A 24,980-nucleotide genomic window follows, 5' to 3' on the forward strand; every position below is an offset into this window, starting at 1 on the left:
GGGAAGAAATTCCCGGTGCCCCGTTTTTGTTTCAGGCGTAGTCCGCTGTGTCAGGCGCGATAGGCGGCCATCACGCGAAGGCGTTCTGCGACCTTTTTCACCACATCATCCCATCTGCGGGGTGTGGTCTGGCGGGTGATGTGCATGGTTGGGTACCACGGGCTGGTGTCCTGTCCATGCAGCCAGCGCCAGCAATTGTCATACCGATCCATCATGATGACCGGCTTACCCAGTCCCCCGGCCAGATGGACAGATGAGGTATCGACAGAGACAATCACATCCAGTGACATCATGAGCGAGGCTGTATCGTCCATGGTATGCAGGTCATCCGTAGGGTCATATAGCGTCATGTTGCGGGGCGGGTCCAGCATCTGGTCCGCATAGGGGCCTTTTTGCAGGCTGATGAGATTGATGCCCGGAATAGCGCTGAGCGGTTCCAGTGTTTTCAGGCTCATGGAACGTCTGCGGTCCACCATATGCGGGCCAATCAGATTAGGCCGTGGCGCACCACCCCAGATGACGCCGACATTCAGCTTGTGATTGTCCGGCAGGAGTTCGGCAAACTCTTTTACCTTGTTGGGGTCGGCTTTCAGATACGGGCCGGGTGCGCCCATGGCATCCGGCGTAGCGGAAAAAACGCGGGGCAGGCTGATAAAGGGACAATGCCAGTCATACGGCGGCACCTCGCCCCCGACCTGCACGGTGCCAACGCCTTCAAGACGGCGGCAGAGATCTTCCAGCGTATCCGGCACCCAGAGGTGAACATGCGCGCCCCGGCGGGCCAGCGGTTCCACATAGCGCAGATACATGAGCGTATCGCCGAGACCTTCTTCCTGCGTGACCAGAACGCGCTGGCCGGTCAGATCTGTGTCCGGGCCGAGGGAGGGGAGCAGGCGGTCCTGCGGCAGGCTGCTGTGGCCCGGCAGCTTCAGTCGCCATTCATGCTCTGCCCAGCCCTGCGCATAGCGTCCGGCCTTGAGCAGAGTGATGGAATGGTTCAGGCGGATCTGGGCATCGGTGGGGCGGAGGGTAATGGCGCGGCGGTAGGCGTTCAGTGCCTCTTCAAACCGGCCTTCACCGGCCAGAATGCAGCCGATGTTGGAGAGAGTGCCGGCATGGTCCGGGTTTTCAGCCAGCACGCCTTCCAGCACGCTCAGCGCCTCAGCCATATCTCCGCGCTCCGTGAGTGCCATGGCCAGCATGTTGTAGGAATAGGTGGCATTGGGGCGGAGGGCGATGGAGTGGCGAAGGGTTTCAACGGCCTCGTCAAACAGGCCCATCTGGGTCAGCACGCCGCCCAGCACGTCATAAATACGGGCATCCTGCGGGGTGACCTTCAGCGCGGCGCGGCAGGTCGCAACGGCATCCGGCCTGCGGTCCAGCTCGGCCATGATGTCGCTCAGGTCCTGCAGGGGGTGAACGGTGGTGGGGCTTTTCCGCGCAACGCGGCACAGAAGTTCCGCAGCCTGTTCCGGCTTATGGGTTCCTGCCAGACAGAAGGCGCGTAATATATCAACGGAATTCTCCCCACTGCTGGCGTAGGGACTGAGGGCCTTCAGAGTGCTTTCAAAGTGCCCGGCTTTGATCTCACTCAGCGCCCGGCGCAGAATGGCAGGATCAGGGGCCGCAGAATGTGCGGGGGAGGAGGCTTTGCGCGTCATGGCCGCCAGCCTACTGCGCTCATGCAGTGCTGAAAAGAGGAAGCGCACCCGCCATCAAAAAACCCGGTCAGGCACTGGGCCGGACCGGGTTTTTGCGTCAGATCTGGAGCAGGAAGCTCAGGCTGCTTTCATCACAGCCGTGAGGGAGTCCAGAACTTCCGTGGGGTCTTTTTTCTCAAGAACAGCGACTTCCGCCACAAAACGTTCCTGAGCGGCTTCAAACAGCTTCCGTTCACTAAAGCTGCCGTCCAGACTATCCACATTGCGGCGCAGGTCACGCAGGACTTCGGCAATCTGAACCAGATCCCCAGAGTTGATCTTTTCCTGATACGCAACAGCGCGGCGGGCCCACATGCCTTTGCTGACATGCGGTTTGCCCTTGATGATCGCCATGGCTTTGTCCACAATCTCGCGCGAGACGATTTTGCGAAGGCCAGCCTTGCGGGCTTTTGTCAGCGGGATGCGCAGGGTCATCTGGTTGCCGGGGAAGGAGATCTGAATCACTTCCAGCTTGGTCCCGGCAATCTCGTCAACACCGATGCGGTCTACACGGCCCACGCCATGGGCGGCATAGACAATGGCGTCACCTTCCTGGAAGGGGTCGTCATCTTTAATTTTGGTTTTGGCCTGCGCTGCGGTTGTTGCGGCGGCAGTGCGTGCCATTGCGTCTGTCACGCCGCCTTTCGGAGTTGTTCTGAATGTGCTCATAACCAAACCTTATACCACAATTTCGGTGGCCTGTCTTCCAAAACGGCAGACAGGCCCGTATGGCAGATGGAGCCGCAGATCAGGGCTGAATGCCGTTTACTGCGGTAATGGGGGGTGGCAGGGGCAGGCCTGTGGGCTGGACCACATCAATTTCAATCGTGCGGGCCATGGCGGCCATAGGGAGCGCATGCGGCGTGCTGGCAAACGGCTCCTGCAGGTCATTCGCACTTTTATCGAGCACCAGAAACAGAATACCCACCAGAGATGAGCCCAGCGGCGTAATCCATTCCAGCGTCTGCACCATGGACAGGGGCAGAAGGATGCAGAAGACGTTCACCAGCGCACGGGGCAGGGCGGAAAACTGCATGGGCAACGGCGTGTTGCGAATACGCTCAAGGCCACCCTGTGCATTGGCGAGGTCCGAGAGGATGCGGTCAATCTGGCCATGCACTGCGCCATCAATGCCCTTTTTGGCGACTTCATCACTCACGCCCAGCCCGAGCTGATAGAGAATGGCGTTAGGCTGGTTGCGCCAGCCTGCAATGGCCCGCGCCATTTCCGGCGGGAGCAGGCGGTTGACGTCGGCAGAGACATCCACATTCCCCAGCGCGCCACGCAGGGCGTGCGGGTAGGCGGCCATGCCCATCATCAGGTCTGGCCGGTCTTTAAGCAGAGTGCCGACCTGCCGGCCGAAGGAGCGGCTGTTATTGGTAATAGCCCCCCACAGGGTGCGGGCCTCCCACCAGCGGGCATACGCACTATTGCTGCGAAAGCCCATGAACAGGGCCAGCGCTGAGCCAATGAGCGAAGTGGGCAGACTTGGCTGCTCCATCCATTCCTGATGGAATACCTGGAACAGGATAACCACGATGAAATCCCACGCCGCCATAAGAAGGATAACACCAAAAATTTCTTTCGTGATGATGCGCAGGCCGATCCGCTGGTCAACGATCATCCATTAAATCTCCATTTTCTCTGATGTCAGGCACCGGGGCCGGACCATAAAAAGCAATGTTGCTTAACAGCTTAGCCCCCAAAGGGTTTCCCTGGATGCAATGCTGTATCGCGCAGAACGGGACAATAGCATGGTCTGGCGCGTGTGTGGGGGGGGTGGGGAGGGCTTTTTAAAAAAATCGTCATGATTTTCTTGTGACCCCGGACGCGAGAACAGCTCTGGCCCGTCCGTTAAAAAGCGGATTATCGTGGCCGTATTGCGTCAGGGCGGCAGAGCATTTGCGCTGTGGCTTGGGGAAAATAAGGAGTGTCGGGCTGATGACGACCAGCAGCATGCTGAAAACCAGATCGGAACACCTGTGCCACGAGGGACGCGTTGGCTTTTACAGCCATCAGTCCGACGTGCTGGGGCTGGAAGCCCGCTTTGCCGTGTTTGTGCCGCCCGGTGCCTCGGCGGCGCGGCCTGTGCCGGTGGTGCATGTGCTGGCGGGGCTGACCTGCACCGAGGAAACCTTCTTTATTAAAGCGAATGCGCTGGCCGAAGCCGCCCGATTGGGGATTGCGCTGGTGGCGACGGATACCTCGCCACGCGGAGCGCAGGTGCCGGGTGAGGAGGAAAGCTGGGATTTTGGCACGGGAGCCGGGTTCTATCTGGACGCGACGCAGGAACCGTGGAGCCGCCATTACCGCATGGGCAGCTACATTGCGCAGGAATTGCCTGCCTTAACAGAACAGCTCTTCCCGCTGGACGGCACACGCCGCGGCATTATGGGGCATTCCATGGGCGGCCACGGCGCGCTGGTGCATGGGCTGCGGGCACCGGAGTTCTGGAAATCCGTCTCAGCCTTTGCCCCCATTGTGCATCCGGCAGCCGTGCCGTGGGGTGAGAAAGCCTTTACCGGCTACCTGGGGCCAGACCGGCAGACATGGCGACGGGAAGATGCCGTCTGCCTGCTGGAAGATGGCTACCGTCACCCGGCGGATATTCTGATTGATCAGGGCGAGGCCGACCAGTTTCTGGAACGCGAACTGAAACCGGAACTACTGGAAGAGGCTGCACGCAAAGCAGGCCAGTCCCTCCGCCTCCGCCGACATGCGGGCTATGACCATTCTTACTGGTTTGTGCAGAGCTTTGCTGCGGATCATGTTCGGCATCATGCGGGGGTGTTGAGGGGGGTGTGAGGGAATTTTCAACATTGGGCGAAAATGATTGGTCTGCTTTCGCCCTCATGCCGGACATACAGGCTCCCAGATCAGTGTCCGCATAGCGGACATCACAATTAGGGTAAGGATAGTTCAAGAACCAACTCAATATTGACCCAGAATGACAGACTTTCATTAATGATGATTTGGCTATTCACTGATGTGTTGGTGCAGACGGCTACTATTTGCGTGGTAGCGACTACGTGCTTCCGCACAACGTAGCAATTGGAAATCGACAACGTCCGTCGCTGGTTGACGGAATAATGGTATGATGGCGCCTAAAATTTTACCTGCACCTTCGGTCGACCGATCATTTCGGCTCTTATGGACGAACTGCTAGAGTGTTATTTTTACTCACTATCCAATCCGAAGCACCAAAGCCGCTTCGCTAAGAATAATATTTAATGCCGCAGGAGCCCGGACCGCAATGCGCCTTAGGATGTGCAACCAGTCTCGCGGCCTTGGCGAGTTGACGATTACGTTCTATCAAAAGCCGGGGGCGCCGTGAAACGAGCATGAATTACCGTAGACATCTTCTCGCTTTAGACGATGACGAACTCGAGCAGTTTGTCCTTCGATGGGCTAAGGTGATGGCAGCCCCGAAGTATCACCATGTGGAAAGATTTTCCGGTTCAGGAGATATGGGCCGCGATGTCGTCGGGTTTCTGACAGATCAACTCCATGACGGGCAGTGGCACAACTATCAGTGCAAGCAGTACGGCCGCAATCTAAGCGTTGGCTCTGCCCTTCTTGAACTGGGGAAGATTATTCATTTTAGCCATCAGGGCGCGTTCACCCTGCCGGTAGAATATACCTTTGTCGCGCCCAAAGGTCTTAGCCGTCCGTTGGAGGAACTCATTTTAGCCCCAACAAGCTTAGGCAGGCACTAATTGACAATTGGGACGCGAATTGTGCGAGGAAGATTACGAAAGGCAAGACTATCCCTCTGGATGCAGGTCTCCGCGCCCATCTCAATACCTTCGCTTTCAATCTGGTTCGACGAACATCTATTGATCATATCCTTGCGGACGACGCCGCAAAGCCAGCGATGGCCGCGATGTTTGGCACTGATCCCGGAAAGCCACCGGAAGGCGTGGTTCCACTAGCGGTAGCGCAAAGGGAAGCCCGTTATGCAATCGAACTTTTCTTGGCCTATGGCGAGAAGGATGGCTGCACCTATTCCGAGGACGATGTTGTCGTCCACACAGTTCATGGACCACATTTCTCTGAACAACGTGAGCGCTTCTACACAGCAGATGAATTCAGACGGCACTACCGGGATAATACCTTAGGAGCCGAGATGGCGGCCCTCGAAGATGAGGTTTACCATGGCATTATCCAGAAGCATCGCGAAAAATATGCAACGGCCCTCGACCGTGTCGAAGCTGTCATGGGGCATGCAGCTGTGATTTCCCCTACCGGCCCGCTTGCAGTTCATGCGCGGGTGCAGGTCCGTCAGGGGATTTGCCACCATCTTGTTAACGATGAGCGCATCAAGTCATGGAAATAACCGGTGAAGGGCGTCCACCGCTCTACAACAGTCATCTCGAGACCGGCACTAGGGCCATTGTCATCCTTGAAGCGGCGTATCCGCGCGCTCTTGATTTGGCACGCCTGACTTGGTTTGATCATCTTGTTGTCCACACCAAAGACATTGGAGGCCCCGACAGCTTACACCCTGCTCTTCCTGGAAGGACAGGGGAACTACTAATTCGACGGCGTCTTGTCGAAGAAAGCTTGTCCTTTATGCGGCGTCTACATTTGATCGATGTGACCCATGACGAAACCGGTATCGCGTACCGCGCTGGCGACGATGCGTCAGCCTTCGTGAACCTCCTAACAACGAATTACGCCCTAGGGTTAAAGGAGCGGGCGCGATGGCTAATTGCTGAGCTTGGCGATCTTGACGCAGCGCACCTCACGAAGCGCGTTGCTGATCAGATTGGCCGGTGGTCTGTTGAATTCCAAGGCGAAGATAGCCTCCCGAGGCAACGTTCGTGACAAGTCGGCTCATCCTCAATCGGCTTGCCTTCACTGGGCCGAAGACACCGCGCGTTGAGCTCACGTTCGAGGATCGGCTCAACGTTGTATTCGGCGCTTCAAATACAGGAAAATCCTTTGCATCCAAAGCCATCGACTTTGGTTTGGGTTCTGGCGGTCTCCTGCCGGACATTGATCAGCGCCGCCCATACGACAAACTTTGGCTGTCTCTCGCTTGCGATGACCAACTAGCGACACTTTCAAGGAGCATGGCCGGAGGAAATCTGAACGTTGTTGAAGGAATTACCGACCAGCTTCCCCAGAACGCGCGCATCCTCGGACAAAAGAACGATGCGTCCAATGAAAACAATGTTTCCCAGTTCCTCCTCAGTCTAATTGGCCTTCGGGGCAGACAGCTAGCAACGAACGTCTCTGGCACGAAGCGCCCCTTGAGTTTCCGGGATCTTGTCCGATTCTGTATTGTTGATGAGACCGCGATTCTGAGCGAATCTTCGCCTGCCTTATCGGGGCAGCGTCATAGCGCAACGGTCGAGCGTAGCGTTTTCAGACTTCTTCTAACAGGTCTGGATGACAGTGCTGTCGTACCTGTCATGGATCCGAAGTCTTTCCGTACCTCCAAGGCTGCGAAACTCGAAATGCTGGAAGAATTGCTATCTTCCGTGCAGGCAGACATTGAGGCAGAGTTCCCAGACATCAGCGATATTCAAGAGCAAGAGGGGAAGCTCGAAGATTCCTTGATCGCTGCACAAGCCGACATAGCTGCTGCTCAACAAGCAGTGCAGGTGCTGCTCTTAGATCGCCGCACGGCAACTCTTGAGTACGCGCGCGCTGAAGCACGCATGTCAGAAATAGAGATGAATCTTCGACGATTTGCGCGCCTTCAAGAGGTCTATGATTCCGACATCGAACGTCTCGAATCGATCGAGGAAGCTGGTTTCATTCTTACTATTGGCGGTGATCGTGACTGTCCTTTATGCGGGGCATCACCGGACGCCCAACAACATGAGCACGCCCTCGGCGATATTGGACGTATCCGAGCAGCGGCTATGGCAGAGATAGCAAAAATCAAACGACAGCAGGTGGACCTCAACGCAACTGTGCAGCAGATCCTCGGAGTAGGGCGAGCGCTTCGGAATGCTTTACCCGACTTTGCCAAACGTCTGGAGGCCGTCGAAAGCCAAATTTCGGCGGCTACACCAGAGGTTTCAGCGTCGCGAACTAAGCTGGCCACGATCATGGCCGCGCGGGACCGGGTAAAGCGCGGGCTATCGCTGCTCGAGCAACGCGATGGACTCATCGTGCGGAGATCTGCTTTGGAGCTAGAGAAGGCAACTCGTGTTGGAGAACGGCCAAACCAAGGTATTAACTCAACAGCGACATACGATTTTGCGCAAGAGGTTAGTCGAGTACTCACGGCTTGGAGGTTTCCTGGAAACAGGCATGTCATCTGGGATGACGCTACCTTCGACCTAAAGATCGATGGCAAGCTCCGCCGTGATAATGGCAAAGGCGTACGCGCGATCACGCACGCAGCCTTCAAGGTTGCCCTTCTCTTGTTCTGCCGCGAACGTGGGCTTCCGCATCCCGGATTTCTTCTGCTCGACACTCCGCTACTGACTTATCGGGACCCGATCACGTCAAAGCACGGCGAGCTTAGTAGCGACGAGCAGGCATTTGCCCAGCTCCCGCTTCGCGACCACTTTTTCGAGCACCTGGCAGCTGAAGCAAGCGGAGCCCAGTTCATTGTCCTTGAGAATGTCGATCTGCCACCGAATATCGGTTCTCTGGCCAGAGTTGAAGTGTTTTACGGTGAGAAGGGCGGCGGAAGGTCCGGGCTCTTTCCTACCGTCTGAGTTGCGAGGCGGGTATATCAATAGATGGCATTGGTAAGAGTTTCCTAGGACCAACTAAGTAGGAATTCAGCCAATTTTCGTAATGGCCGGACGAGACGATAGTCCATCTTCGATGCCGTCAATCAGCACTTCAAGCATCCACAATTATGCCCGTGATACCGCTTCACGATTAGCCGCATTGTAGCATTCTTCGTGGGCCGTGACATTCCGGACGTTCGTGCCAGAAACCCAGTAAGCTCATGGCATGAGACTGTTCTAACCGACCGTTTCTCTTCTGCTTTCGGAATCGCTGAAATAAGCCAACAACGATCGAAATTGGGCGCAAAGTTATCATGGACGTTAAAGGCACGAATGGCTACTTGTCTAATTTTCCGCCCAATGGCCGACCTTCCGTTCCCCCCCACTAATCAGACATTCCCTTAATTCTCCACAGTCACCCCGCAACACGCGACGGGTTATGCGCAAAACCCGCTAGTGCGCCGAGCCATTTTGCAAATTCTCTTAGGAGGAGTTGCATGGTTGATGTTTCGAGTGGATGTTCGAGTGCTGGGGGGATAACCGGGTAGGGGTAGAGGGTGACACCCGGCAGGGTACGGCGGAGTTCTACCAGAGCGCGGCGCATGTGGTAGCCTGCCGTGACGACGGTAAGCGTGTGGACATGGTTGTCCACCACCCATGCGGCTGTCTCACTCGCATTTTCAATAGTGGAGCGGGCCAGATAGCCGAGGGTTACGCGGTCCTTCAGGCTTTCGGGCAGGTGGGGCGGCAGCAGGTCCTGCTGGGTGGCTTGCGGGTCCACTCCGGAAATCAGCAGCTTATCGCCTCGGTTTTGCATAAGCAGGCGTAGGGATGTGTCCACGCGGCCTTGCCCGCCTGTTAGGGCCACAATGCCATCGGTGTGCGGCATGTTATCTGGGGCAGGCTTGAGCGCATCATACACAAACCAGCCAAAGGCCCCGCAGAGCGCCAGACTGGCCAGCAACCCCATTTTAACCCACCAGAAGATGAAGCGAGACAGGCGTGAGGGGCGATGAGGACGATCGGCCTCGTGTCTCATGGGAGCCGTCGGAGCCAGACGCGGACCATAAACTGTGTCGTCACCCAGCCAATAAAGGCGGCCACAAACGGCAGGGCGGCGAGCCCCACCAGCATATCACCGGGCAGAAGGTCCGGCAGGGTGCGCCAGTCCGGCATGGTGGTGCTGGCGGCTTGCAGCGTGGAGGCCGCAAACGGGGCGGCCATTCTGAATAGCAGGAGCAGCGGGGCCATGGCCAGCAGAGTGCCCAGCAGGCCACCGCCAAGCGCCAGCCCACCCGTGCGCCATGCAAAGCGCCCGGCAATATAGCTGTCTGTCGCCCCCAGCCCGTGCAGGATTTCAATAATATCGCGGCGCGTGGACAGGCCCGCTTTTGTGGCCAGAGCGGTGATCATGGTGGCAATGCCGCCAACTGTGGCGAGCGCCAGAGCAGCGCAGGCCAGTAGGCTTTGGGCCAGAGCCCGCAGGCGGGTGCTCCATTCTGCATTATGTTCCACCACCGTGCCGGGCACATGTGCGTCCAGCGTCTGTTCCAGATTGGCCGGAGCTTCCTGCCCCTCGGCCAGACGCACTTCAATAACGGCAGGTAGCGGAAGAGCCGTTTTGCCCGCATCACCCAGCCAGGGGGTGAGCAGTCTGGCCAGTTCTTCCTGCGTCAGCCGATGGACCTGCGTGCCTGTGGGCAGGGTCGCGAGGTCCGCCAGCACGGCATCGGCGCGGGTTGGCTGGGCTGTTTTGTCGGCTTTGCTGGTTGCGGCAAGGGGCTGGTCGGGTTCGGAAACCTGAATGGTCAGCAACTGCGCGGCACCGCCTGCCCAACGGGTGGAGAGGGTGCGCGCACCGGTGGCACCCGTCAGCGTCAGGGCAGCCAGAAAGCTCATCATGGCGACCAGAATAAACAGGCTTCTGTCAGGCAGCGCTTCGGAGAGGGAGAGGCCGTCTTTACGGCCAGAAAAGGGAAGGGCCACGGCTCAGGCTCCGTCCTGCACAAGGCGACCGCGTTCCAGCACTAAGGCCGGTCGGGACAGGCGGCGGACCAGTGCCTCATTATGGGTGGCGACAATCACGGTGGTGCCCATGCTGCTTAGCTCACTGAACATATCCAGCAGTTTGTGGGCCTGCGGTTCTTCCAGCGCGTTAGTGGGTTCATCCGCCAAAATCAGGCCGGGGCGATGCACAATGGCGCGGGCAATGGCTGTTCTCTGCTGCTCACCGCCAGACAGGCGGGAGGCGCGGACGCCGAGCCGGTCGCCCAGACCCACCCATTTCAGGATGGACTGAACTTCATCCGTAATTTCATCTTCCGGCCTGTGTTGCAGGCGCATGGGCAGCGCCACGTTATCGGCCACGGAGAGGTCGGGCATCAGCCGGAAATCCTGATGCACCATGCCGATTCTTTGCCGCAGGCGGACCAGAACGGAGCGGTGCGTGTGGGCTGTTACATCCTTGTCCAGTAGGCACAGCGTACCATCGGAGGGCAGGCTTTCCACATGCAGCAGGCTGAGCAGGCTGGTCTTGCCCGCGCCAGAGGGACCAAGCAGCCAGCGGAAGCCGCCCTGAGGCACCTCAAAAGACAGGTTGGAGAGCACGGGGGTGCTGGCCTTGCGCTCCCTGCGCCATGAGACGTTGGTGAGACGAATCATGGAGAAAGCACGGTTCTGCTACTCGGCAGCAGGCAAAAAGGACGGGGGTTACGCATGGAAATAAGTGTAACGGAGGGAAGGTGGTGCTGTCGATCAGAAGCCGTAGGGGAAGCTAAAATAGCAGGCCGGGGCCTCCGGTCTGACGTGGCGTTCCGTCTGTTGTGTATAAAGACGGTTCCCGCGGCTGGCTCGGCAAACACGCTACCAGAGTAGCCCTCCGATTCGAGCTTTGAAGCCTGCTGGCAGATCAATCAGGAAGAGGTAAGAATGCCCGCTTTACGAGAACTGATGCTGACGGACAGGTTCTGGCGGTGGGCGTGGATGGCCAGCGGTGTGGTGGCTGTGCTTGTGGTCCTGTCAGTCAGTTTCTGGTGGCAGGATATTGTGCAGGTCTGGCCCGCGGCAGCCCGGCTGCATCAACCGGGCTGAGTTACCTTTTACATATTGCGCCCGGCCAGCGTGGCCAGTGTAGCTCCGGCAGCGGCCAGACCCATCAGCAGAATGCCATCCCAGATCATGCCGCTGGCTGTCAGCGTGTGGCCTGCCATGGTGAGCTGTTCCGGAATGGCAGAGGCCACGTTGGCAATGGCGTCACGCGCCTGCGGGTCAGCTGAGGCGCTGACGTGGGAGACGGCACCAATCAGCACAGGTAGAGCTTTCCACGCCACGCCGGCAATCAGCAGTAGCGGGGCAAACAGCTCTGCGAGTTGCTGGATAAAATAGAACACAAAATAGCAGATGGACCACAGGCCGGCACGGGCCAGCTTGAGCCCCAGCGGCGTAGAAGTCTGCGCGTTGGATAAAAAGGAAAGGGGCCGCTGAGCATCAGCGCGGTTGGGGGTGTGGTCCATAGATCTGGTGTGTCCTCAGCCAGTAAAAACAGGGTGCGGCGGCGGTCAGAAACCAACAGGCACGCACAGATTGGGCGGGATTATACACAAGTGCCGCCCAAGCACACACACGCTTGCCGCAAAAGGCGGATGCTGTGGCTTTGCTGCTATAGGACTTTGTTATAACAATCATGTGGGTGTTAGCTTTTCTTGCTCAGGTAACGCATTCGCGAACAGACGGGGGTGCCGGGATCGGGTTAGATGAATTCACGCTCATGAACGCGTAGCACCTGTGGTCGTGAGGCAGGGGCATGATGTAGAAGACGGCAGCAGAAGAAAGCAGGACACCTGAAAACGTGATGGACGCTCCGGGGCAACAGGTGTGGGATGCGGAATTGAGATGACGATCCGCTCGGATAATATTTTGCTGGTGGGACTGGAGCCTGAGCGGCGTGAGGCGTTTTCTGCGCTTTTGAACCAGCGCGGCTTTCAGGTGCGGTCTGCGCTCAATGGTCGTCAGGCGTTTGAAGGGTTTGAGGACCATTTGCCGGATTTGCTGGTGGTGCCTGCCGCGCTGCCGGATATGTCCGCCGCACAACTATGCCAGCGCCTGCGGCTGAACGTGGTGACGCGAGGCATTCCTGTTCTGGTGGTGGTGGAAACGCAGAACCCGGAGCAGGAACGCCTGATTCTGGAGCAGGGCGCGGATGCCTGCCTGAGCAGCCAGACCGAACCGGCTTTTCTGATGTTTCGGATCTGCACCCTGCTGCGGGAGCAGGAGGAAGATCCGCTCTCTCGCCCCGGGGGAACATTCCGTCAGCCCTGTGTGGCGATTGTCACGGCGCCGGGCGGTTTGCTGTGGTCATGGCGAGGGGAAGGGCGGGATACGCCACCTGTTCTGTCAGACCTGCTGCGGCGTAATGGCGCCAGCGTCGTGCTGATTGATGACCCCGACGATTTCAACCTGACAAACTGGCCCGTTGGGAAAGACCAGCCGGATTGTCTGGTGGTGGATCTGGAGTGCCCGTTATTTGATGGGCTGGCTTTTGCTCACACCGTTGTCGCCATGCGCCGCAGAACCCGCCAGTGCATGCGTGTGCTGGGGATGGTGGATGGCGGCCAGCTGTCTGGGCAGATGGCCAGCATGGCCTTTACCGCCGGGGTGGATGATCTGGTGGATGTGGATATCGCGCCCGATCTGCTGGTAGCCCGGATTGGCAGCCTTGTGCGCCGCAAGATGGTGCAGGATGAAACCCGGCGGGAAGAAGCGCATATTGAAAGTGCGCGTGCCCGCATGGCGCTTGCAGACGCTTTGCGGCGGGTGAATGCGGATCTGGCAGCCGCTAACCGCAAGTTGATTGAGGCGCAGGCCAAGCTGGTGCAGTCCGCCAAAATGGCCTCGCTGGGGGAACTGGCGGCCGGGATTGCGCATGAGTTCAATAACCCGCTTGCGTTTGTTCTGGCGCATGAAAACACGGTGAACCGCAGCATTGCCCGCGCGCTGAACGCCGTGCGCGAAGGCGATAGTCTGACGGCGGAGCAGGCGCTGGCTAAAAGCAGTGAGCGTCTGGCGGCGTCTCTCGTCGGGCTGTCACGCATGCGGGATCTGGTTGTCAGCCTGCGGCGGTTCTCCCGGTTGGAAGAAGGGGAGTTCAGCCGTCTGGATGTGCCGGATGCCATCAGCATGGTGCTGACCCTGCTGGCCCCTAAACTTGGGCAGAATATTCGGGTGATATGCGCTCTGGATGCGCCGCCGGATCTGTTCTGTCAGGCGGCTTTGGTCAATCAGGTTGTCATGAATATTGTCAGCAATGCCGCCGACGCCATTATGGAAAAGCAGCGTGAGCAAGAGGAAGTCGGCCTGCCTGCGGGTGAGGAAGACCGGATTGAAATCACCTCTACTCTGGAACCGGCCACCACGCATGCCGGACAGGATTACGTGATCAGGATTAGCGATACAGGACCGGGTGTGCCTCAGGATCTTCAGGAACGCGTTTTTGAACCGTTTTTTACAACAAAACCTGTAGGCTCAGGCACTGGGCTGGGACTGGCGACCGCGTATGGCGTTGTACAGGCGCATGACGGGAGTATTGTTGTGACCGATGCGCGTGAAAATGGCGGAGCCTGCTTTACATTGCGTGTGCCCTATCGGGCCGAAGAGGAGAGGCGCACTCATGCTGCCTGAACCTGACAAGCGGTCTGTTGTCCTGATTGTGGATGACGAGCCGGAGATTCTGGTCGCCCTGACGGATCTGCTGGAAGACACGTATGAGGTTCTCCCGGCGTCTTCGGGTGAGCGCGGGCTTGCGTTGCTGAAGGAACGCCCTGACGTTGCCGTCATTGTGTCCGACCAGCGGATGCCGGGCATGACGGGGGACGTGTTTCTGGCGCGCGCCAGACTGCTCTCCTCCGCCGGGGCCATTTTGCTAACGGGATATGCCGATATCACGGCAGTGGAAGCCGCTCTGAACCAGGGGCAGATTTCCTTTTTTGCGTACAAGCCGTGGGATGATGAAACCCTGCTCTCCATGGTTGGGCAGGCGGCGTCTCGCTATCGTTTGGAAAAAGAGCTGCAATGTGAACAGCTTTTGCTGCGTGGCCTGCTGGATAATCTGCCGTTTGGTCTGGCGTTCAAAGAGCAGTCCGGGCGTTTTATCCGCCTGAATAGCCAGATGGCGCAGCAGTTCGGGCGCAGTGTGGACGCATGCGTGGGCCATACGGAAGAAGAACTGGTAGACGCCACGCGTCTGGATAGCCTGAAGGGGGCGGAGAGAGTTCTGAACTCTTCAGGTCGGGACCAGCAGATTTTGCAACTGGCCGGGCCGGATGGTCAGGCGCGCTGGCATGATCTGACGCGCGTACGGCTGGATGGTGCGCCGGACGGTACACCGCCTGCCGGGGCCTCTGCTCTGGAAAACTATTCCATCCTGATTGATCGGGATGTGACCGATTTGCTGGCGATGGAGCAGCGCCTGCGTCAGGCCGAAAAAATGCAGGCCATTGGTACGCTGGCAGGCGGTATTGCGCACGATTTTAATAACCTGCTGACGGCTATTCTCGGCTCCCTTGAACTGGTGATGGATCTGGAGCCGCCCAAAGAGCCGGGTGTCTCCCGCCTGTTCCATAACGCGCTGGAAGCAGCCCGTCGTGGCGGTGCGCTGACGCAGAAACTTCTGGACTTCAGCCGGCCACGCCATCTGGTGTGCCAGCAGGTTGATTTGCGGAACTTGATGGCGTCCCTGCAAAGTTTCATGACGCAGGGCAAAGTGCCGGATGAAATTCAGGCCGTGCTGGGGGCCGCGGCACTCTCCTCCAGTAGCCGGATCAGCACCGTGCAGTTTGATATCCCAGCCACGCCGCTACCCGTGGTGTGGACGGATGCCACACAGCTGGAACTGGCGGTGTTCAATCTGTGCGTCAACGCACTGGATGCACAGCCCGAAGGCGGGGCGACCACGGTTTCCGTCCGGCAGGCAAACCGGCCTCTGGGTCTGACGGGTAGCGCCACCCACGGGGAAGCCTGGGTGGTGGTGCAGGTGATGGATCGCGGTGTGGGCATGACGGAAGAAATGCAGGCCCGCATTTTTGATCCGTTCTTTACCACCAAGGGGATCGGGCAGGGCACAGGGCTGGGCCTGTCCATGATCTACGGCTTTATCAGCCATTGCGGAGGGGAAGTGCGGGTGGAAAGCGTGCCCGGTGGCGGCACGTCCATTGAGCTCTGGCTGCCTGCCATGGTGGAAGAGCGTGCACCGGTCACGCCGGTTCGGTCTGTTCGCAGCGGGCAGGTCACACCACAGGCCTTGCCGCCGGTTCAGCACGGGGAAACCATTCTGGTGGTGGATGATGAGCCGGGTGTTCGGGCTGTTACGGCAGGCTTCCTGCGCCGGGCCGGGTATGACGTGCTGGAATCCGCCAGTGGTGCCGAGGCGCTGAGTGTAATTGGCGATAAGCCGGGGATTGCACTGGTGGTGATGGACGTCATGATGCCGGGCATGAACGGGGATGAAGTGGCTCGCCGCCTGCATGAGGTGCGGCCAGAACTGCCCGTCCTGTTTGTAACCGGCTATGCCGACCTCGCCTTGCTGCCGGAAGGCGTGACGGTTTTGCACAAACCCTACACGCGGGATGCCTTGCTGGGGGATGTCAGGGCCATGCTGGCCGCATAACGAGCGGTTTCCTGCCTGCTGGCCTCTTGTGCTGGCGGCAGGAAGGCTTATCTCCTTATACCATGCAAAGCTTTCAGACAGCCTCCTCCTCGCATGATCCCGTCGGATGGCACGGGACAACCATCCTCTGTGTCCGGCGTGGCCCGACTGTGGCTATGGCCGGGGACGGGCAGGTGACGCTCGGTCAGACCGTCATCAAGGGCAACGCCCGCAAGGTGCGGCGTATCGGGCCTTCTGGCTCCATTCTGGCCGGGTTTGCCGGGGCAACGGCGGATGCCTTCACCCTGCTGGAGCGGCTGGAAGGCAAGCTGGAACGCTACCCCAACCAGCTTGAACGCGCCTGTGTGGAACTGGCCAAAGACTGGCGGACAGACCGCTACCTCCGGCGGCTGGAAGCTATGATGGCCGTGGCGGATGCGGAGCATTCCTTCACGCTGACAGGGAACGGCGACGTGCTGGAACCGGAAGACGGCATTATCGCCATTGGCTCAGGCGGGAATTTTGCCCTCTCAGCAGCCCGTGCGCTGCTGACGGTCGAGGATCTGGACGCTGAGGAAATTGTGCGTCGTTCCATGAAAATTGCCGGGGATATCTGCGTTTATACCAACCACTCTGTGCGGGTTGAAACGCTGACAGCTTCTCCTTCAACCGATAAGGCTTCTTCCTGATGGATGCACCGACATTTTCTCCGAGGGAAATTGTCTCGGAGCTTGATCGCTTTATTATCGGGCAGGCTGACGCCAAGCGTGCCGTTGCCATCGCGTTGCGCAACCGCTGGCGGCGCGCGCAGTTGCCGGAAGCGCTGCGTGAAGAAGTGGTGCCCAAGAATATCCTGATGATTGGCCCGACCGGGTGCGGTAAAACCGAGATTGCCCGCAGGCTGGCCAAACTGGCGCAGGCCCCGTTCCTGAAAGTGGAAGCCACCAAGTTTACGGAAGTGGGCTATGTGGGGCGCGATGTGGAAAGCATTGTGCGCGACCTCGTCGAGGCCTCCATCACCATGCTGCGGGAGGTCAAACGCAAAGACGTTGCTGCCCGCGCCGCGCAGGCCGCGGAAGATCGGCTGGTCGATGCGCTGGTCGGTGCGAGTGCGTCGGCTGAGACCAAAAACAAGTTCCGCAGTATGCTGCGGGATGGCCAGCTGGAAGATAAAGAGGTTGAGGTGGCTGTTGTGGAAGCCGCCCCCGCGGGTGGCGGTGACATGCCGGGGATGATGCCCGGTCAGGTCATCAACTTCAGCGAGATGATGAAGAATTTCATAAACAAGGCCCCTCAGCAGCGCCGCCTGAAAGTGGCTGCTGCGCGGGAGTATCTTGAGCGTGAAGAAGCTGACAAGATGCTGGATAATGAAGCCCTGACGCGGGAAGCCGTGGCGCATGCGCAGGAGAACGGCATTGTTTTTCTGGATGAGATCGACAAGGTCTGCGGGCGCGCGGCTGATGGCGGCGGGCGCAGTGGCGATGTCTCGCGTGAAGGTGTGCAGCGTGACCTGCTGCCGCTGATTGAAGGCACAACCGTTTCTACCAAATATGGTGCGGTGAAAACGGACCATATTCTGTTTATCGCGTCTGGTGCCTTTCATCTGGCCAAACCGTCTGATCTGCTGCCGGAATTGCAGGGGCGTCTGCCGATCCGTGTTGAGCTTCAGCCGCTCTCCCGTGAGGATCTGCGTCGTATTTTGACGGACCCTGAGCATTCTTTGCTCAAGCAGTATATCGCGCTGCTCAGCACGGAAGATGTGACGCTGACTTTCTCGGATGGTGCAGTAGAAGCGCTGGCCGAGCTGGCCGCCGACATCAACGAGCGCGTGGAAAATATTGGTGCCCGGCGTCTTGCCACGGTGCTGGAAAAGCTGCTGGAGGAAATCTCCTTCACAGCGTCTGACCGGAAAGGCGAAGTCATTCACGTCGAAGCCTCTCTGGTTCAGGAAAAAGTTGCTCCTCTGGCCCGCAAGGGCGATCTCAGCCGGTTTATTCTGTAATGAACGCACCCTTTTTACTGCCCGAAGAAGACACCGCCGCTGAGGCGATTGACGCGATCCGCGATGAACTCGAAGTCTTTGATGACTGGATGGAACGCTACCAGTACATCATTGAGATGGGCCGCAAGCTGCCGCCATTCCCGCCGGAATGGTGCAATGACGAGCACCGGGTTCCGGGCTGCCAGAGCCAGGTGTGGCTGGAAGCACGGGAGGAGGGCGGCAAGCTCTACTTCGCCGGGTTGTCCGACGCCGCCATTGTCTGCGGTCTGGTAGCGCTGCTTCTGCGGGTTTATTCTGGGCGCACCTGTGAGGAAATCATGGCGACAGATCCGCACTTCCTGCGCGATCTCGGGCTGGTGCAGGCGCTTTCCACCAACCGTGGTAACGGGGTGGAAGCCATGGCGCGGGCGATCCGCTCCGCTGCGGCATCTTTGAAAGTCTAAGACAGCATTTCCAGTTTTTGGATTTTTTCTGGTTGATTGTGCCAGATAAATAGAAAGCCCTTCAGTCCTTAAACGGTCTGGAGGGCTTTTTTTATGGGCGCATCGTTGTCTTTCACAGGAGTCTTTTAAAGCGTTGCGCATAAAAAAACCGGCGGCTGAAAACAGCGCGCCGGTTTTTCGTAACCGTTTTATCCGTTCAGGAAAAAGCCTGCGTTAGGCTGACTTTTTCTCAGAAAGGCCTTTCAGAACATCCGCCGGGCGGATGGGCTGGTGGCGCAGGCGGACACCCACGGCATTAAACACGCCGTTGGCAATGGCTGCACCAATGGTGGTCACACCCGGTTCACCAAGGCCCATGGGCTTTTCGGTGCTGTCCACAAACTCGATATCCATTTCCGGGATGTCGGTAATGCGGAGCGGGGTGTAGGTGTTCAGGTTGCGGTCCCGCACGTTGCCGTTTTCGATTTCGGTGTTCTCAAACAGCGCCATGCTCAGGCCCCACAGAGCACCACCTTCCGTCTGGGCCATAGCGCCATCGGGATCAACAATCGTGCCGGCATCCAGAACCAGCCAGATTTTCTGGCAGGTTACAGCGCCGGTTTTGCGGTCCACATGCACCTGCACAGCGCCTGCGGTCCAGGTCGGCATGGCGCGTTCCTGACCGAAGGTGGTGGCAATGCCAATGGCCGTGTCTTTAGGCAGCTGAACTTTGCCATAACCGCATTTTTCAACCAGACGCTTGAGCACGTTGGCCTGACGGGTGGCACCACCGACAGAGTCCGGTGCCTTACCTGCATTGCGGCCTTTGGCCGTCAGCAGGGAGAGGCGGAACTCAACCGGGTCATGCCCGAGTTCGTGGGCCAGTTCATCCAGAAACGCTTCATGCGCCCATGGCGTCCAGCCGGAACTCACGGAACGCAGCCAGCCCGGACGGAAGGTGGCGTCTGCCAGATCGTTATCCAGCGCACGCACGCGCATCGGCCCAACGTCATACCAGTGGTCAGCGCCAGCAATGGCGAACTGATCGTACGGTTTGCCGTCTGCACCTTTTTCCATGAAGGCCGCAGCCATCACGCCAGTCGGCCAGCCTGCGGAAGCATGGTGCTGCCAGCCTTTGAGGGCTTTCTGGTCATCCATAGCCACGCGCACCGTCTGGATGGACGGGGAGCGGAAGGAGTCAAACTGCATATCGTCAGAGCGGGTCAGGATCAGCTTGACCGGCTTGCCGCCGAGTTCCTTGGAGATCAGCGCGGCAGGAACAGCATAATCGCCGTTCAGGCGGCGGCCAAAGCCACCACCCAGCAGGTAGCTGCGCATAACAACGTCGGACTCTTTAACCTGCAGCGCCTTGGCGATAACCGGCAGGAACAGAGACTGCCACTGATTACCACAATGGATTTCCCATTTGCCGTCCTGCAGGCGGGCCAGAGCATTCATGGGCTCAAGCTGATAATGCAGCACGGACGCACAGGTGTAGGTGCGTTCAAACACGTGTTTGGCAGAGGCGAAGGCTTCATCCACGCCGTCATCATTGAACACGCAGGAGCCGCCGGTTTTCTCGGCAATCTGCTTGCGGCCGTGTTCGATAATGTCTTTTTCCGAGACATTGGCCGTCTTGCCCGGCGTCCAGGTGACCTTCAGCGCATCGGTTGCGCGGATGGCGGCCGGATAGCTGGAGGCCAGAACGGCAACCCAACCGGGCACCGTGTCGGACGGGTCGTTCAGAACGATGTAGCGGATATAGCCTTTGATCTTTTTGGCTTCGCTATCATCAACCGAGACAACCCTGGAGCCGTAGCGCGTGGGCGGCAGTTTGGGCCGCGCATACACCATGCCTTCCAGCTTGGCGTCGATGCCGTAAATGGCGGTGCCGTCGGTTTTGGACGGAATGTCCAGCGCCTTGACTTCTTTCCCAATCAGGCGGCGTTCAGCTGCGGGCTTGAGCGGCAGCTTGGCCATCTCATCCGGGCTGAAGGAGCGCGTGGGGCGGGCATGGCTGACAATGTCCCCAAAGGAGACAGAGCGGTTGCCGGCAATCACGCGGCCATTGCGCGCAACGCAGTTAGCGGGGGAGGTGCCGAGCAGTTTGGCGCCTTCTTCCACCAGCACGGTGCGGGCTGCGGCACCGGCCTGACGGAAGACATCCCATGTCATCCACACAGACCATGACCCACCGGTGACCATCAGGCCCCATTTGGGGTCTGTATCCACATAGGTAATGCGGACCTTGTCCCAGTCGGCTTCCATTTCGTCCGCAATGATACGGGCGAGGGCGGTGCCGATATGCTGGCCCATTTCTGCGCGGATGATGTTGACGTTCACCACGCCATCCGTGCCGACAGAGCACCAGACAGTCGGTTCAAACGCGCCGTTGCCGGGCAGGCTGGCATTCTGCGGGTAGGTCTGCGCGGCAGAAGCCTCCCGCGCGAACCCGAACATGAACGCCGAGCCAAGGCCTGTCAGCAGCACACCACGGCGGGTCGGGCCACGCCCGGCCGCACGGTCCTGCCGGGCTGCAATGCGTTCCAGTTTACCCATTAGATTTCTCCTCACGCATGGCGGCCGCGGCTTTCTTGATAGCCTTGCGGATGCGGACATAGGTCATGCAGCGGCACAGGCTGCCGCCCATCACGCCGTCAATTTCCTCATCCGTCGGGTCCGGGTAGTCCTTCAGCAGGCTGACAGCCTGCATGATCTGACCGGACTGACAGTAACCGCACTGCGGAACCTGAATGTCCCGCCATGCCTGCTGCACAGGGTGTTCACCCTCAGGGTGCAGCCCTTCAATTGTGGTGATCTCAGCGCCTTCTACAGAGCTGATCGGCGTGATGCAGGAGCGGGTGGCGCGGCCACCCACATGCACGGTGCAGGCACCGCACTGGCCAACACCACAGCCAAATTTTGTGCCTGTCTGGTCCAGCTCGTCACGCAGGGCCCAGAGCAGGGGGGTATCTTCTGGCACATCGACGGAAACGTCACGGCCATTGAGTTTGAACTTAATCATGAGTGGCTCCGTGTGCCGCCTTAGTGAGAAGAGTTAACGGGAGGGGTTTTAACGGTCTTGCGAATTTCCGCGGCTTTCTTCTCAAGGTCTGTCCAGGGCGGCAGCGTGGTGCGTGTGCGGCGCAGATAGGCAGCAATGCGGGCCATGTCTGCATCGGACAGAGCGTTATAGAAGCTGGGCATGGCGACGCCGGACTGGCCTTCTTCAGCCGTCAGGCCGTGCAGCATGACCTGATAGAGGTTGGTCGGTTCATCCAGCCACAGCGCGTTGTTCAGAGCCAGATCCGGGCGGCCGAGGACGGGCATGGGGGCTGCATTGTAATGGCAGGCTCCACAGGCGCCCTGATACAGGCGTGCATCCGGGTCCAGCGTGTTCGGGCCGATCAGATCCTTCTTGGACTGTTCCATGGCGCGGGCAAGAGCGGCTTTGTCATGACCCTGACGTTCCGCAGCGTGGTCCACGTCCGCATAGTAATGCGCAATGGCATGCACATCATATTCCGGCACCTGAGAGAGGAAGCGGTGCGGAACGGGGGACATCGGGCCGCCAGCCGGGCCGTGCAGCGGGGCTACGCCAAAGCGCAGATACTGGTACAGCTCGTCTTCCGTCCACGTGGTCGGGGTCGGGTTCTTGTCGTTCAGCGGCGGTGCAATCCACGCATCCACAACAGCGCCGTCATACATGGAGCCCTTCTTTTCAGCGCCCATCAGGTTACGCGGCGTATGGCATGCGCCACAGTGAGCGTTGCCTTCGGCCAGATACGCGCCACGGTTCCACAGCGCATCATGGCTGGGATCGGGCTTGTAGACGCCGGGGGTGAAGAACAGCAGCTTCCATGCAGCCTGACCAATGCGGAGGCTGAGGGGGAAGGGGAGTTCATTCGGGCGGCGGGACATATGCACGGCAGGCCGTGTCATCAGATAGGCATAAAGATCAGAAATGTCCTGATCCGTCATTTTGGTGAAGTGATCGTACGGGAAAGCCGGGATCAGATGCATGCCCTTGCGGGACACGCCATAGTGCAGGGAGCGGCGCAGGGCCTCTTCCGACCATGCGCCAATGCCCATTTCCACATCGGGGGTAATGTTGGAGGAATAGATGGCCCCGAACGGGGTTTCCATCTTGTAGTCACCGGCAAGCTCAGGGCCGCCGCCGTTATCTGTGCGGGTATGGCACTCCGCGCAATAGCCTTCAGCCGCAACAATGCGCCCGCGCTCAATCTGCTCGGCAGAGAAGCTGCTGGCCGCAGGCCGCTCTATCGGGGCAATTGGCGGATACCATGCATAATACAGAAACCCGAGCCCACCCAGGACACCAGCCCCGACAGCTCCTGCTAAGAGACGTTTGATCACTCTACCCCCAATCCTGTGCATACGACAGCCAGCCGAAGCTGAAAGACTGAAAACATCCAGTCCCTCCTCTTCGGGAGGTCCGGGAACCTGCCGTCTGAAGGTCTGTTATTTAATAGTGGACAAAACTTATCTGGATTTGGCTTGCAAATAAACGCATAGGTTTCTGCGTGAAGCAGTGAAATCTGAATAAGATTTATTTGAAACACGAGAATGTTATGGAAATCAGCCAGTTTCTCTCTTGACTATATTTTCATGTATATGGACAGAGGCTCTTTTGCATGCAAGGCATGCGTCTGTCGCGTAATAAAAAGCCTGATTTCGTGGGTGTTCTTGCAGGTTTGCGCTGTGTCTTAAGTTACCAAAAGGGTTCCGCTCCCAAAAAAGCGAGCAGAACCCAGATGTTATAACAGATTTACAGGCCGAGTTGTTTAAGTGTCTGGCGTGCACCCTGTGTGCGGATGCTGCTACGCAGTTTGGTGACATCCTCAACAAACGCCGGATACTGATCCAGACCCCAGCCGGAGAAGACCGGCATGGTCAGGCCAGCAGCCAGATCGTCTTTCAGCGCCAGTTCTCTGGCTGCATCAGGCAGGCCGGGTTCAGAAATTTTGTAGGTTTTGTGGCTTTCTGTCTCGCCGCGTAGATATTCCAGGAAGCAGGCGACACCAAAGGCAACGCGCCGATGGTCCTTGCCGCCTTTCAGAACGCCCTTGACGGTGTCGGTCCAGAAAACCGGCAGCTTGGAGGCGCTGTCTGAGGCGATGCGCAGAAGCTGGTCACCCACAGCGGGATTGCGGAAACGGTGCAGAACCTGACGCGCATACTCGCTCAGGGACACACCTTTCGGCGGGGTGATGAGCGGACTGGCATCATTGGCCAGAAACTGCTCAAGCAGAGTGACAAGCCCGTCGTCAGCCATGGCGTGCGGCACGGTGTCGTAATTCATCAGCACGCCGGGCAGGGCGAGCATGGAGTGGGAGGCGTTGAGCATGCGCAGTTTGACCTGCTCATACGGGCCGACGTCATCCGTAAATTCCACGCCAACCGCTTCCAGTTCCGGGCGGCCTGCGCAGAATTTGTCCTCAATGACCCACTGGGTGAAGTCTTCCGCAAACAGCGGCATCTGGTCCGCGATGCCGCTCATGTCGTCCAGCCGGGTAATGTCGGCTTCGGAAACGGACGGGGTGATGCGGTCCACCATGGTGGAGGGGAAGGTCACGTTTTCTTTGATCCACGCGCCCAGAGCCGGGTCCCGCGCTTCTGCAAAGGAGCAGAAGGCCGTGCGGGCGACGGTGCCGTTGTCGCGCAGATTGTCGCACGTCATGACGGTGAAGGGGCCGACGCCACTATCACGCCGCAGGCGCAGGGCTTCCGTCACCAGCCCGAAAGCGGTTTCCGGCACGTCGCGCTTGAGGTCTGCTGCGATGGCGGGATCATCCAGCATGAATTTGCCACTGGCATCCACATAATAGCCGCCTTCTGTAATGGTCAGGCTGACAATTTTAATGGCAGGGTCGGCCAGCCGTTTGATGGCGGCGGCGCGATCCTTCGCGGCCTGCACATATTCGGTAATGGCGCCCAGAACGCGGATGGTGTGCGTGTTGTCCGGGGCAAATTCCGTCAGTGTATACAGGCCGTCCTGTTCCGCCATGATTGCGGCGCGGCGTGTTTCCCGCGCATTGTCACGCAGCCCGACGCCCACAATGGCCCAGTCCTGCTGGCCGGGGCGCGCCAATACCCGATCAACATACATCGCCTGATGCGCCCGGTGGAAGTTGCCGACGGCCAGATGGGCAATGCCCGGTGTGGTCTTCTGGCGGTCATAGGCGGGGGTGAGAACCTGCGGCGGAAGCTGTTTGAGGGTGGTATTGGAAAGGGCAATCATGAAATCGGCGTACCTCGTTCTGTTTTCAGACAGATCTGGCGCAGGCTAAAAATCTTTCAATCACAGCGCACTGGATGGCTGTGCTGCACAGGGTGCGGTGCCCGGTTTGCGGGCGGGAAAGGCCAGACCATGGGAGACTATACCATGGTTGCGCAGAAAAATCCCGGTGAGATGCCGCTTGAAACTCTCCGCACTTTCCGTTATGTCAGCGCCTTCGTTACACGCGTCCGGGCTTGTGGGGCATGCCCGGCCGTGTT

22 protein-coding genes are annotated in these 24,980 nt (G+C 58.8%); 11 read left to right on the forward strand and 11 right to left on the reverse strand.

Annotated features, from left to right (window positions below; genetic code table 11):
* Window positions 1–50 precede the first annotated feature (50 nt).
* The 3 genes from AD928_RS13100 to AD928_RS13110 form a co-directional block, all read right to left on the reverse strand.
* Entirely contained in the window at window positions 51–1,661 is a 1,611-nt protein-coding gene (locus AD928_RS13100) for a tetratricopeptide repeat protein (RefSeq protein WP_062251012.1), read from the reverse strand.
* A gap of 117 nt (window positions 1,662–1,778) precedes the next feature.
* Window positions 1,779–2,369, reverse strand: coding sequence for a CarD family transcriptional regulator (locus AD928_RS13105; protein ID WP_043552352.1), 591 nt, complete (start codon window positions 2,367–2,369; stop codon window positions 1,779–1,781).
* Window positions 2,370–2,448: 79 nt separating this feature from the next.
* Window positions 2,449–3,324, reverse strand: coding sequence for a bestrophin family protein (locus AD928_RS13110; protein ID WP_062251013.1), 876 nt, complete (start codon window positions 3,322–3,324; stop codon window positions 2,449–2,451).
* A 317-nt stretch (window positions 3,325–3,641) separates the two neighbouring features.
* Between AD928_RS13110 and fghA the strand changes: the two genes are divergently transcribed.
* The 5 genes from fghA to AD928_RS13135 all read left to right on the forward strand — a co-directional run bounded on the left by fghA (window position 3,642) and on the right by AD928_RS13135 (window position 8,380).
* The gene (gene fghA, locus AD928_RS13115; RefSeq protein ID WP_082779896.1) at window positions 3,642–4,505 is read left to right on the forward strand and encodes an S-formylglutathione hydrolase; all 864 of its coding nucleotides are present in this window, start codon (window positions 3,642–3,644) and stop codon (window positions 4,503–4,505) included.
* Between the two features lie 611 nt (window positions 4,506–5,116).
* Window positions 5,117–5,416: a hypothetical protein gene (locus AD928_RS13120; protein WP_167347373.1), complete on the forward strand. Its 300-nt coding sequence runs from the start codon at window positions 5,117–5,119 to the stop codon at window positions 5,414–5,416.
* Between the two features lie 158 nt (window positions 5,417–5,574).
* Window positions 5,575–6,036: an ABC-three component system protein gene (locus tag AD928_RS13125; protein ID WP_062251015.1), complete on the forward strand. Its 462-nt coding sequence runs from the start codon at window positions 5,575–5,577 to the stop codon at window positions 6,034–6,036.
* Window positions 6,027–6,527 (forward strand): ABC-three component system middle component 2, encoded by a 501-nt coding sequence (locus tag AD928_RS13130; protein WP_062251016.1) that lies wholly within the window; start codon window positions 6,027–6,029, stop codon window positions 6,525–6,527. The genes AD928_RS13125 and AD928_RS13130 overlap by 10 nt, the downstream gene beginning before the upstream one ends.
* On the forward strand, window positions 6,524–8,380 hold the full coding sequence (locus AD928_RS13135; protein WP_062251017.1) for a hypothetical protein: 1,857 nt from the start codon (window positions 6,524–6,526) through the stop codon (window positions 8,378–8,380). Before AD928_RS13130 ends, AD928_RS13135 begins: the two co-directional genes overlap by 4 nt.
* A 433-nt stretch (window positions 8,381–8,813) precedes the next feature.
* Here AD928_RS13135 and AD928_RS13140 read toward each other — a convergent pair whose 3' ends face one another.
* From AD928_RS13140 to AD928_RS13150, 3 genes are read right to left on the reverse strand one after another with little or no spacing between them, the layout of a single operon-like run.
* On the reverse strand, window positions 8,814–9,437 hold the full coding sequence (locus tag AD928_RS13140; RefSeq protein ID WP_082779898.1) for a YdcF family protein: 624 nt from the start codon (window positions 9,435–9,437) through the stop codon (window positions 8,814–8,816).
* The gene (locus AD928_RS13145; RefSeq protein WP_062251018.1) at window positions 9,434–10,384 is read right to left on the reverse strand and encodes a cell division protein FtsX; all 951 of its coding nucleotides are present in this window, start codon (window positions 10,382–10,384) and stop codon (window positions 9,434–9,436) included. The genes AD928_RS13140 and AD928_RS13145 overlap by 4 nt, the downstream gene beginning before the upstream one ends.
* Window positions 10,385–10,387: 3 nt before the next feature.
* Window positions 10,388–11,059, reverse strand: coding sequence for a cell division ATP-binding protein FtsE (locus AD928_RS13150; RefSeq protein WP_062251019.1), 672 nt, complete (start codon window positions 11,057–11,059; stop codon window positions 10,388–10,390).
* Between the two features lie 267 nt (window positions 11,060–11,326).
* On the opposite strand from AD928_RS13150, the gene AD928_RS14845 reads away from it, so the two are divergent.
* Window positions 11,327–11,488, forward strand: coding sequence for a hypothetical protein (locus AD928_RS14845; protein ID WP_156102590.1), 162 nt, complete (start codon window positions 11,327–11,329; stop codon window positions 11,486–11,488).
* An 8-nt stretch (window positions 11,489–11,496) separates the two neighbouring features.
* On the opposite strand, the gene AD928_RS13155 is transcribed toward AD928_RS14845, so the two are convergent.
* Window positions 11,497–11,910, reverse strand: coding sequence for a hypothetical protein (locus AD928_RS13155; RefSeq protein ID WP_062251020.1), 414 nt, complete (start codon window positions 11,908–11,910; stop codon window positions 11,497–11,499).
* Between the two features lie 379 nt (window positions 11,911–12,289).
* Between AD928_RS13155 and AD928_RS13160 the strand changes: the two genes are divergently transcribed.
* From AD928_RS13160 to AD928_RS13180, 5 genes are all read left to right on the forward strand, one after another.
* Entirely contained in the window at window positions 12,290–14,074 is a 1,785-nt protein-coding gene (locus tag AD928_RS13160) for an ATP-binding protein (protein WP_062251021.1), read from the forward strand.
* Window positions 14,064–16,058 (forward strand): response regulator, encoded by a 1,995-nt coding sequence (locus tag AD928_RS13165; RefSeq protein WP_062142088.1) that lies wholly within the window; start codon window positions 14,064–14,066, stop codon window positions 16,056–16,058. Before AD928_RS13160 ends, AD928_RS13165 begins: the two co-directional genes overlap by 11 nt.
* 62 nt (window positions 16,059–16,120) lie before the next feature.
* A complete protein-coding gene (gene hslV, locus AD928_RS13170; protein ID WP_043552367.1) occupies window positions 16,121–16,726 on the forward strand; it encodes an ATP-dependent protease subunit HslV in 606 nt (201 codons plus the stop codon).
* Window positions 16,726–18,039, forward strand: coding sequence for an ATP-dependent protease ATPase subunit HslU (hslU, locus tag AD928_RS13175; RefSeq protein ID WP_062251022.1), 1,314 nt, complete (start codon window positions 16,726–16,728; stop codon window positions 18,037–18,039). The genes hslV and hslU overlap by 1 nt, the downstream gene beginning before the upstream one ends.
* Window positions 18,039–18,482 carry a SufE family protein gene (locus AD928_RS13180; RefSeq protein WP_062251023.1) on the forward strand — a complete coding sequence of 148 codons (444 nt, stop codon included), beginning with the start codon at window positions 18,039–18,041 and terminating at the stop codon, window positions 18,480–18,482. The genes hslU and AD928_RS13180 overlap by 1 nt, the downstream gene beginning before the upstream one ends.
* Before the next feature lie 213 nt (window positions 18,483–18,695).
* Here AD928_RS13180 and AD928_RS13185 read toward each other — a convergent pair whose 3' ends face one another.
* The 4 genes from AD928_RS13185 to AD928_RS13200 form a co-directional block, all read right to left on the reverse strand.
* The gene (locus AD928_RS13185; protein ID WP_062251024.1) at window positions 18,696–21,020 is read right to left on the reverse strand and encodes a xanthine dehydrogenase family protein molybdopterin-binding subunit; all 2,325 of its coding nucleotides are present in this window, start codon (window positions 21,018–21,020) and stop codon (window positions 18,696–18,698) included.
* A complete protein-coding gene (locus AD928_RS13190; RefSeq protein ID WP_062142092.1) occupies window positions 21,013–21,486 on the reverse strand; it encodes a (2Fe-2S)-binding protein in 474 nt (157 codons plus the stop codon). The genes AD928_RS13185 and AD928_RS13190 overlap by 8 nt, the downstream gene beginning before the upstream one ends.
* A gap of 20 nt (window positions 21,487–21,506) precedes the next feature.
* Window positions 21,507–22,838, reverse strand: a complete 1,332-nt coding sequence (locus AD928_RS13195; protein WP_062251025.1) for a cytochrome c — start codon at window positions 22,836–22,838, stop codon at window positions 21,507–21,509.
* Between the two features lie 412 nt (window positions 22,839–23,250).
* The gene (locus tag AD928_RS13200; protein WP_062251026.1) at window positions 23,251–24,723 is read right to left on the reverse strand and encodes a mannitol dehydrogenase family protein; all 1,473 of its coding nucleotides are present in this window, start codon (window positions 24,721–24,723) and stop codon (window positions 23,251–23,253) included.
* Between the last annotated feature and the right edge of the window lie 257 nt (window positions 24,724–24,980).

Source organism: Acetobacter cerevisiae, assembly GCF_001580535.1.
Taxonomy (GTDB): domain Bacteria; phylum Pseudomonadota; class Alphaproteobacteria; order Acetobacterales; family Acetobacteraceae; genus Acetobacter; species Acetobacter cerevisiae.

Coding starts and splice junctions, on each gene's coding strand:
- AD928_RS13100 (WP_062251012.1), bottom strand. CDS start 1,661: ATGACGCGCAAAGCCTCCTCCCCCGCACATTCTGCGGCCCCTGATCCT.
- AD928_RS13105 (WP_043552352.1), bottom strand. CDS start 2,369: ATGAGCACATTCAGAACAACTCCGAAAGGCGGCGTGACAGACGCAATG.
- AD928_RS13110 (WP_062251013.1), bottom strand. CDS start 3,324: ATGATCGTTGACCAGCGGATCGGCCTGCGCATCATCACGAAAGAAATT.
- fghA (WP_082779896.1), top strand. CDS start 3,642: ATGACGACCAGCAGCATGCTGAAAACCAGATCGGAACACCTGTGCCAC.
- AD928_RS13120 (WP_167347373.1), top strand. CDS start 5,117: ATGGCAGCCCCGAAGTATCACCATGTGGAAAGATTTTCCGGTTCAGGA.
- AD928_RS13125 (WP_062251015.1), top strand. CDS start 5,575: ATGGCCGCGATGTTTGGCACTGATCCCGGAAAGCCACCGGAAGGCGTG.
- AD928_RS13130 (WP_062251016.1), top strand. CDS start 6,027: ATGGAAATAACCGGTGAAGGGCGTCCACCGCTCTACAACAGTCATCTC.
- AD928_RS13140 (WP_082779898.1), bottom strand. CDS start 9,437: ATGAGACACGAGGCCGATCGTCCTCATCGCCCCTCACGCCTGTCTCGC.
- AD928_RS13150 (WP_062251019.1), bottom strand. CDS start 11,059: ATGATTCGTCTCACCAACGTCTCATGGCGCAGGGAGCGCAAGGCCAGC.
- AD928_RS14845 (WP_156102590.1), top strand. CDS start 11,327: ATGCCCGCTTTACGAGAACTGATGCTGACGGACAGGTTCTGGCGGTGG.
- AD928_RS13155 (WP_062251020.1), bottom strand. CDS start 11,910: ATGGACCACACCCCCAACCGCGCTGATGCTCAGCGGCCCCTTTCCTTT.
- AD928_RS13160 (WP_062251021.1), top strand. CDS start 12,290: ATGACGATCCGCTCGGATAATATTTTGCTGGTGGGACTGGAGCCTGAG.
- AD928_RS13165 (WP_062142088.1), top strand. CDS start 14,064: ATGCTGCCTGAACCTGACAAGCGGTCTGTTGTCCTGATTGTGGATGAC.
- hslV (WP_043552367.1), top strand. CDS start 16,121: ATGCAAAGCTTTCAGACAGCCTCCTCCTCGCATGATCCCGTCGGATGG.
- hslU (WP_062251022.1), top strand. CDS start 16,726: ATGGATGCACCGACATTTTCTCCGAGGGAAATTGTCTCGGAGCTTGAT.
- AD928_RS13180 (WP_062251023.1), top strand. CDS start 18,039: ATGAACGCACCCTTTTTACTGCCCGAAGAAGACACCGCCGCTGAGGCG.
- AD928_RS13185 (WP_062251024.1), bottom strand. CDS start 21,020: ATGGGTAAACTGGAACGCATTGCAGCCCGGCAGGACCGTGCGGCCGGG.
- AD928_RS13190 (WP_062142092.1), bottom strand. CDS start 21,486: ATGATTAAGTTCAAACTCAATGGCCGTGACGTTTCCGTCGATGTGCCA.
- AD928_RS13200 (WP_062251026.1), bottom strand. CDS start 24,723: ATGATTGCCCTTTCCAATACCACCCTCAAACAGCTTCCGCCGCAGGTT.